1 protein-coding gene is annotated in these 2,042 nt (G+C 77.4%); it reads right to left on the bottom strand.

Features of this window, described 5'->3' with window-relative positions:
* Positions 1–1,869 (bottom strand): FUSC family protein (locus PV341_RS44840; protein WP_500361004.1); only part of this gene is annotated, 1,869 nt, incomplete at its 3' end.
* Between the last annotated feature and the right edge of the window lie 173 nt (positions 1,870–2,042).

Here is a 2,042-nt window from a genome sequence, read left to right as displayed (position 1 = left end):
GGTGCAGGGCGAAGGGGCGGCGTCCGGGACCGGGTCGGCGTCGGGGGCCGGGAGGTGGGCCTCCATGAGCATGGGGACGCGGCCCATGGCCGACAGGGCCGCGTCGGCGCCGTCGGCGGCGCGGTGGGACAGGCCGCGGCCGCGGACGGGTTCGGCGTCGGCGCGGGCGACCGCCTGGTCCCAGGCGAGCGCGGCCGCGCGGGCGTCCAGCAGGGCCGCGCGCACGGCCTCGCGCCGTCCCCGGGCGGGGGCGGCGTGGGCCTCCATCGCGGCGGCAGCGTACCGCCCGGTGGCCTTGATGCGGTCGGCCAGCCGGTTCCGCAGCCGGGGGGTCTCCCAGGCCGGGAAGAGCGCGTACGCGGCCGTCGCCAGCATCCCGCCGAGGAGCGTGAGGAGCACGCGGTCGGGCACCGTCTGCGTCCAGCTGGAGCCGGCCATGCCGAGCAGGAAGACCACGTACGCCGACGCGGCCACCTGGGAGACCAGGTAGCCGGTGCGCAGGAGGCCGTACATCAGGGCGACCGACACCACCGCCAGCACGGCGCAGGGGTAGGGCCCCGGGGCGAAGGACTGCATCACGGCGGTCGCCACGGTGACGCCCGCCAGGGTGCCGATGAAGCGGGCCACGCTGCGGCCGTACGTCTGGGAGAAGTCGGGCCGCATCACCAGCACCGAGGTCAGGGGCGCCCAGTAGCCGTGCCCGAGCGGCAGGGCCACGCCCAGGGCGTAGCCCGCGGGGGTGACGGCGGCCAGCCGGACGGCGTGCCGGAAGACGGGCGAGTCGAAACGGGCCTCCCGCCGTACGGTGCGCGTGGCGAGCGGCAGGAGTTCGGCCACGCTGGGACGACGCAGGTGGGCGGTGTCGCTGCTCACCGAGCCGCCGCGGCCGGTGGCGGAGGAGACCGCCTCGCTGAGCAGCGCGACGAGCCGCAGCGCGGTGCGCCGGGCGGGCCCGGTCAGCCGCTCCTCCGGTACGGGCTCGACGAGCACCACGGAGTCCGCCTCCGGCGGTACGCGCACCGGCTGGGCCTCCCGTACCGCGCGCGCCACCGCGTCCAGCACGGAGGCCGCCGCGGCCAGCAGCTCGCGGGCCCGGTCGCGCTCCGGACCCTCGGCGGCGGCGCCGACCGCGGGATCGGCGAGCGAGGCCAGCACGGGACGGATGCGCTCGGCCAGCACCCGCTTGCCGCGCAGCGCGGCCGGGCGCCGCCGCGCCTGCCGGTCGGTGATGACGGCGGCGTTGCGCGCGGTCATCAGCGGCTGGGGGTCGAACGGCGCCACCGGGTCGTGCCGCAGCCGGCGTGCGTAGTCCGCCTCCGCCGCGAAGGCGTCGGCCAGCGCGTCGCGCTGCCGGCCCCAGCGGCGCACCGGGAACAGCACGATCAGCCCCGCCTGCACGACCCCGCCCGCCGCGATGACCAGCGCGTGGCCGAAGGCGCCCAGCACGGAGGTCGGCAGGGTGATCACGACCAGCATGACGGCGACGGTGAGGGACGAGACGATGCCCGCGGTGGGCCCCAGCGCCCAGGCCATGCCCGCCAGGAACGCCCAGACCGCCAGCAGCACCACGAACACCCACCAGTGCGCCCCCGCCAGGTAGCCCAGGAAGGTGCTGACGGCGAGGCCGGTACCGGCGACCAGCGCCAGCACCGGCCGGGGCCGCCAGCTGCGCTGGAAGGTGGCCATGCCGGAGGCGAAGGCGCCGAAGGCCGAGGAAGCGGCCACCGAGGGGCCGGCCAGCCACAGCGAGAGGCCGATGACGATGGCGACGCCCGCGGCGGCGCGCAGCGCGACGAGCGGTTCCAGCCCGGCGCGCTCGATCCGCAGCCCTTCGCGGGCACTGCGGCGCAGGGCGCGCAACCAGGTCATGAGGCTGAGGATAGGACGGGTAGGACGAGGAGGGCCGGGTAAGCGCAGCGCAAGATCCGTTCCGGCGAGTCCCAGGAGGCAGACCGCCATGACCGCCCCAGCACGACGGGCCACCGTGCCGCCCGTGCCGCCCGCCCCGAGCCCGGTGCCGCCCTTCCCGCCCGACCCCGTAC

The organism is Streptomyces sp. PA03-1a (assembly GCF_033792805.1).
Taxonomy (GTDB): Bacteria; Actinomycetota; Actinomycetes; order Streptomycetales; family Streptomycetaceae; genus Actinacidiphila.
This window is presented reverse-complemented; position numbering and strand designations above follow the sequence as displayed.